Below are 7226 nucleotides of genomic sequence, written 5' to 3'. Positions count from 1 at the left end.
TAAGCTATCTCTTTACTTTTATTAACGACTTTTTTCTGTTTTTTAATTGCTAATTTTAAAATATTCATTAATAATTAACAATATTCTATTATAAGTGTCCGAATGATTTTTTATTCATCCATTTTTTGAATAGTAGATTTAATTTTTTTCATAGATGGATCTTTGAGTTTTACACTATGAACCCAAACAGATTTATAGCATCGTCATTATGCATAGTAGCAACATGAAAATCATCTAATAATAAGAGATTAAACCTTGAGTATTTTTTAGTAAATTTGTATATTTTCCGTTTATTCTAGAAATTCTTATATCTTCAAGTAGTGATAGCGTTCTTACATAGTGAGCTAATAGTGCCGTTAGCAAATGCCTGCACGAGGTAGTTTTTTATTGTACCTGTTTTTCTTGTAATAATGATATTCTAGCGAGAGTGTATAAAATTCAATGATGCCAAAGATTGGGTTTGTGATTTATTGAGAGATTGTTCAGGTTTGTAATCCAATATTTTAATTGCTGCTTGCTTATACTTGATTAAAGATATATAAATGTTACATAAAAATGTAATATAAGAAATTTTAACTAAAATTGATGATTTAAATAAGAATTCTGAAAAATATAGAAATCAAGTTTTTAATATAATTTCCACATTAAATGATTTTATCTATGAAAATAAAGAATTTAATAGTGAATAAATTCAAAAATTAATTGAGGAGTTGAGCTTTTTTATCACATTAATGTCTATTTCTATACTACTTGACATTTATATTTCTAGAGCTGTTAGATATGAAGAGGGGGGGGGAAATTCCTTGTTATAATGAAATATCAAGATAATCTTTTATACTTGAATCAAATATTAAAAAAGCTAAACTTGGCAGAATGAATCAAATAAAAAAAACTGTATTTTATGGATATCTATACATTAATCAAAATAGTATGGGAACTATAATGTCTGAAGTTAACGCTCAAAAAAATGAAAAATTTAATGTTTTGTTTTCTAAAACAGCAGTAAAACACCAATAGGTGTATCTGATTATTTTAGAAGAGGAATAGAATATCAATGGAAACTGCATAATAGTTTTAAGCAGCATATCAATCCAAGTTAATTTATGTGACGAATTTTGATTTATGTCTTTGTAGAGTTTGAAGACCATCCAAATACAGTTATAAAACTAAGTCACTTGATATAAAGGTAAATACATAAGGAAGCTCTATTATTAGAAGTTATTAAAAGGTATGTATATGGGATATATCAGATTAAGAATACACATCATGCATATATTCATAATAATATAATTGAATAGGAAGAGATTAAATAATTAACATTTTAAGAGCGTTTGTACAATTTGGGCACAGTGATTTATCTATGACACTTAGTAGATAAAACGTGATGATAAAAAAAGAGCTACATTTTTAGAAAATAAGAGTGTACCTAATGACACCGAAACAACACCGAGTATTAAAAAAGTTAGTTAAAAGTCGCTAATTTAGGGGTTTTAAAAGTTGTGGCTCCGGATACTGGAAGTACCTAAAAAACATATAAAAAACTACAAAAGACCGTAAACAAGGACTTTGTAGCTCTATCAAAATCTCTAAATCTCTTTAAAATTAGTCATTTTTGGGCACACTGCTTTAAATTTAAAAAAAATAAAAATTATAGTTGTTTTTTATAATTTACTTTACTATTTATAACTCTAATAATTAGCACTTCATTATTTTTAAATTTATAAAATAAGAGATAATATTCATATATCAATATTCTACAATCTTTTTTAATATTTTTATTTTTACATTCAATGCCAAGAAGAGGATTTTCTTCTAATAACTCAATATGTTTTTCAAGTTTATTAATATATTCTACGGCTACTGTAGGCTTGTCTTGTGCAATTTTCTCAAAAAGTTCAAATAAATCTTGTTTTGCTAATTCTGTATATTTAATACTATACATATTTAGATTTTAATTCTTTGAAAATTTCCTTGTGTGATTGTGAACATATTTGAGAGTTTAATCCATCATCTACTTTACTCTCTAAATGTGATAAATCATTTTGTATAGCAGTGCTTTGATTTTTTAAATTGTTAAAGCTCTCTTCTATGAATTCAATAAACTTATCTTTATTGCTATGAAACTCATTTAAAAATATATTTTCAACATTTTTATTATCAATATTTAAAGTAAGCATACTAAACTCCTTATTTTCTGTAATTATATCTTGATTTTTTTAATATAATATTCATGTCATGTGTTTTAGCGGCGCTAAACATTTATTATTATGTTACAAAAGTAATATCATAAAATTATATTTAAGATTTTTAGTTATAATTGATTGCCTTATTAATTTAATTTTCATTGTCGTTCCAGCAATGAGTAGAAATAGATTCAGGTACATGTTATAGTATGACTCAGCCCTTGAAAGAATGAGAAATGGTTATATTAGAAATGAATGTTAAAACTTCGTAATAAAATAGAAAAACAATAAGTGAAAATAATAAGGTGTTTTGTGTTTTTTAAAAACTTTTTACGTAATACAACGAAACATGTTCTGAATCTATTCAAAAAAAAGAAGAATTATGAAAATATCCTAATTGATGAATTTCATAATAGAGAATCTAAAATATTTTACAAAAATAATAAAAAAATCATAGAACTATCTCTTTCAAATATTCGTAATAATAAAGCTTACTTTCATAAAGAAATAAGTAAAAAAAATGGTGGAAAAAGAAGACTTTCAATACCAGACTCGTACACGAAAGTTGTTCAAAAGAAAATAAACATACTTTTAACTAAATTTTATCATGCTCCAAAATCAGTTTATGCATTTGTTAAATCTAGTGACAATAAAAAAAATATAGTTACAAATGCTTATATGCATATTAACAAAAAAATAGTAATAAATGTAGATATTGAAAATTTTTTTAATTCTATTAATTTTGGGAGAGTAAGAGGATTGCTTATGTCATATCCCTATAATATAGATAAAGATTTAGCTACAAAAATTGCACAGCTTACTATTTTTAATAATCAATTGCCACAGGGTGCTCCATCTTCTCCTGTAATTTCAAATATGATTTGTTATAAATTGGATAAACAGCTAATGCACCTAGCTAAAGAATATAGATGTATGTATACTAGATATGCGGATGATATAACATTTTCTACTAATGATAAGTACCTTAATCAAAAAGCTTTTTTTAAAGAGTTAAACAAAAAAATAAATGAAAATGGGTTTAGCTTAAATAGCTCTAAAACAAGAGTTCAGAAATATTGTCATTCTCAAATAGTAACAGGATTAAAAGTAAACGAAAAAGTAAACTTAAGTAAGAAATATATAAGACAAATTCGAAGTATGCTCCATTCATTACATAAAGATGGATTAGCTGAGGCATCAGTAAAACATTTCAAATTGTATAACATTGACGAAAAATATAGTAAAGACAAAGAAAAATCATTTAAAAGAATTTTACGTGGTAAAATAGATTTTATGGGCATGGTACTTGGAAAAGAGGATTATAAATATAAAAAAAGTATTTATTTATTTTATTTAGCAACTAATAATTATTTACCATTAAATTATTATCAAAAATTAGAAAAAATGAATTCTGAAGATGAAGACTTTTTAAAATTATCACTTCAGGAAATGTATAGTTCAATAGTTGTTTTTACTGAGGGAGAAACAGATATTACATATTTAAAAGCCGCGCTAAATTTTTTTCATTCTAAAGATAAATTTTTAGAGTTAAAAATTCGCTTTGTTTCATTAGGTGGCTTTCCAGAAGTAATTAAATATCATAAAGCAATATTTTTAACAAAAAATGATAATGTAACTTTAGAACTTAGAGAAAAATTATCACCTTATTTAAATAAGAGCGTAAATTATTATTTTTTACTTGATGCAGATGACCCAGATATTAAAAATTATTTTAACAAAACTTATGTACCAAATTCTTTTTATTTAATTATGGAAAAAACAGATGGCTATATTGAAAAATGTTTTCAAAAGGAGCTAATTAAAGATATTATCAATAAGCATGGATATAAAATTGAACCTGAAAAATCAACAAAACAAAAAGTTACAAATCAATTATTAAATCATTTAAGAAACAATTCTAAAAAGGATGATTTTTTTTCAATTGACTCGTATATTGTATATGCTGAAAAACAAATTTTTAAGACAATATTAGCAAAGTACATTTGTGATAATAAAGAAGTTGATTATAGTGTTTTTAAAGATTTTTTTGATTTCATAATTAAAAATAAAACTAATAATCTAATTCCAACTAAATTATCAATAGATGATGAATATAAGTAAAAAACAATACCAAATTTATAAATAAATTTATTAGATAATATTACAAAAAGGTAAAATTTTTAATATGAAACCTGAAATAAAAAAAAACTTACAACAAATTTTATATGATACTGCTAATGAATTATCAAATATTTCTGAAATTACAGATGAAAATAAACACTTTCTCGTTCAAGAGCTTCTCAAAATCTTTGATACTCATTATAAGCTCATTGATTACATCGAAAGTAATACCATTGAGATTGTTGAAATTAAGAAAATCAAAAAAGATAAATCATATTTAAAAAAATACATATCAGCTTTTGAAAAGAATCTCAAACTTTATATAATCATTAAAGACAGAAAAAACATAAATAAAATGGTCTTAAATATTTTATTATTTGAGTTGTTTATGGAAGATATAGAAAAATTTTACAAACTTCAAAGTGATATACATACATTCTTTTTGGCAAATCCAGAAAATAAGAGAAATTATCAAATACTACAAAAATCTAAAAAAAAGCTTACTGATGTAGAAAAAAAATTTATTTACATGTATGAAACATATGAGTATTTAAAATCTCTTTTGAAGTTTTTTAGATGTCATGCTCTTACTAAAAAAAATATTATGACTTCTCTTTCTATCATGTTATATAAATCACTGATGAAGACTGAAGCAATTTCAAAATATCAGATTAAAGAAATATTAGAAACAATGTTTTTTAAATTAGATGCTCCAACTGTTATAAGAGTAGATGAAATGGATAAAATTTATATAAAAACGGTGGTTGATAAATTAATTATACAAGCTTATCCTAGTTCCAATGATATAGAATCTCTATTGAACTTTGAAGAGATAAATAAAAAATTATTAAAAAAGATAGAAAAATATGAAAATGCTCCATCTGAAAAAATAAAATTTGAAAACTTCATAAAGGATAAAATATCCCCTCTGCAAGGTAAACTAAGCTTATAAAAACTTCTATACAAAAAAATCCCATAAAATAGAGGAAATTTTTTTCTATTAATATTTTTACAATTCTTGCATACTTTCACCGTCTTAAGAACAACCAAAAACAACTAATCGATTAGTTAATCAAATCAAAGGATTAACTTATGTTAACAATAAAAGCAAAAATGTTGCACTTATTTAAAAGTGCTGATTATACAAACCGCGAGACTGGCGAAGTCACACTAGGCAAAAACAAACTGCAACTGCTAATGGAGACACCTCTTAAAAACGGCGGTTTTAAAAATGAGTTGCTTGATATCTCTATACCTCCTGAAAAAGTCCATCTATATAAGGACAAGGAAAACGAAGAGGTTGAAGTTGAAGTGGCACTTATTGGTAAGGCAACTTTTTACGGAATCTAAAAGACCGTAGCAAATGCGTAGGTCTAACAACGAGTAGTGCACGTGGCTTTGCCACAGTGTTTGCTCGAGGCGTTAGCTTTAGCAATTTGCCATCTATTTTATAAAGAATAATCAACAAATTGCTATGGATGAAATTAATAGAGGGGGTTTTAGTAACACCCCCTCTCATAAATCAAGAGAGTAGATATAAAACCCTCTTGAAATTACAGACTCTTAGGAGCTGAAAGGAAATTTACTATGAAAAAAGATGATATAAAAAATATACCTCATATATCTGGTATAGATGCTCTATATTATTTTGCACAAAGCGGTGGCGGATATGATGCCTTTTATGAAAACATCATAGAACAGATAGATAATAAAAAAGCAGAGTTTAACACTCTTAATTATGCTTATGCAGATAATGACATAATAATTACGCTTAACAATATAGATATAAAATACAGCGGTATGGGAAGAGACGGTTTCTTGTGGTTTAATCATGACTTCTTCAGGGTTGGATTTAAAGATAGTGAAAAAGCTCAAAACATTCATAACATCAGAGTTCAGCTTAACGCAATAGGAATCTATACAATAGGTATAGAATCACTTGTAAAATATATAAATACTCAACTACTTTGCGGTGCTCTCTTAAGTACAAACTACTTTCCAGTAACGAGAATAGATGTAAATATGTTTATAGAGCATAACTTTAACTATCTGCGTAAAGAGATGATACTCTCTAAAAAGAAATCTCACTCCGCAAATATTACAGAGCGTTCAAGCGGTTATGAGCTAGAGACTTACTATGTAGGTAAAAAACCGTTTATGCTTAGAATCTATAATAAACTAAAAGAGTTAGAGACATCATCGGAAATAAAAAGAGAGTTGATGCATAACTACTTTGGAGTAAACGGACTTGATATAAATAAACCTATCTTTAATGTTGAGTTTGAATACCACAGAGAGGTATTAAAAAATTATGCAATAGATACCATAGAAGATGCACTAATTCGGTCTCAGAGCTTGTTTGAATTGGGCTGTAATTTGGTAAAAGTTATAGATATCTCAACTCTTACGACAGAGCAGCTAAACTCTTCAAACAAAAGAAGAGCACCTCTATCGCCTATTTGGGAATATATCTCAACACATTATGACAATAAAGAGTTTATGCAGATAACTACACCTCTTGAAAAGATAGAGAAGATATCTTACAGATACTCGCTTGAAGATGCCCGTAAACCTATCAAAAGACAAATTACAAGACTGCTACTGCATGAGAACTCTCCGACACTTCTGTATTTCTATGAACTGCTTCAAAGTGCAGAACAAGATTACAAACTACGACAAAACATCAAAGAGTTTCAAAAAGATAATTCAGAAAATAATAGTGCAATAACTGTTTTAGATAAGTTTGAGGATGATTTGAAAAAATACTCCAATGAGGGATTAATAAACTTTGAAAAAGCACTTTCAAAAGACATGAGAGGCATTATGCCAAATGATGCACTCTATGATGAACTGCTACATAAATATGATGCTATTGACAATGAACTGATACGTCGCGGTATTAGAAAAGTACCGTTTTAGGGG

6 protein-coding genes are annotated in these 7226 nt (G+C 26.3%); 4 read left to right on the top strand and 2 right to left on the bottom strand.

The features are described 5' to 3' along the window. Positions 1 to 1648 precede the first annotated feature (1648 nt). A complete protein-coding gene (locus A2530_RS09490) occupies positions 1649 to 1942 on the bottom strand; it encodes a type II toxin-antitoxin system RelE/ParE family toxin (RefSeq protein WP_294883598.1) in 294 nt (97 codons plus the stop codon). Then, positions 1935 to 2177 carry a hypothetical protein gene (locus A2530_RS09485; protein WP_294883596.1) on the bottom strand — a complete coding sequence of 81 codons (243 nt, stop codon included), beginning with the start codon at positions 2175 to 2177 and terminating at the stop codon, positions 1935 to 1937. Before A2530_RS09485 ends, A2530_RS09490 begins: the two co-directional genes overlap by 8 nt. 318 nt (positions 2178 to 2495) lie before the next feature. Here A2530_RS09485 and A2530_RS09480 point away from each other — a divergent pair, with 318 nt between their 5' ends. From A2530_RS09480 to A2530_RS09465, 4 genes are all read left to right on the top strand, one after another. After that, positions 2496 to 4304 (top strand): reverse transcriptase domain-containing protein, encoded by a 1809-nt coding sequence (locus tag A2530_RS09480; RefSeq protein ID WP_294883594.1) that lies wholly within the window; start codon positions 2496 to 2498, stop codon positions 4302 to 4304. 64 nt (positions 4305 to 4368) lie between these two features. Continuing rightward, complete coding sequence (locus tag A2530_RS09475; RefSeq protein ID WP_294883592.1) at positions 4369 to 5256, top strand: hypothetical protein; 888 nt, start codon at positions 4369 to 4371, stop codon at positions 5254 to 5256. A 140-nt stretch (positions 5257 to 5396) separates the two neighbouring features. Further along, positions 5397 to 5654, top strand: coding sequence for a hypothetical protein (locus A2530_RS09470; RefSeq protein ID WP_294883591.1), 258 nt, complete (start codon positions 5397 to 5399; stop codon positions 5652 to 5654). 237 nt (positions 5655 to 5891) lie between these two features. Next, complete coding sequence (locus A2530_RS09465) at positions 5892 to 7223, top strand: hypothetical protein (protein WP_294883589.1); 1332 nt, start codon at positions 5892 to 5894, stop codon at positions 7221 to 7223. The last annotated feature ends 3 nt before the right edge of the window (positions 7224 to 7226 follow it).

The sequence above is a fragment of the Sulfurimonas sp. RIFOXYD2_FULL_34_21 genome (assembly GCF_001830805.1).
Taxonomy (GTDB): domain Bacteria; phylum Campylobacterota; class Campylobacteria; order Campylobacterales; family Sulfurimonadaceae; genus Sulfurimonas.
The sequence above is the reverse complement of the archived record's forward strand: the minus strand, read 5'-3'. Positions and strand labels throughout refer to the sequence as shown.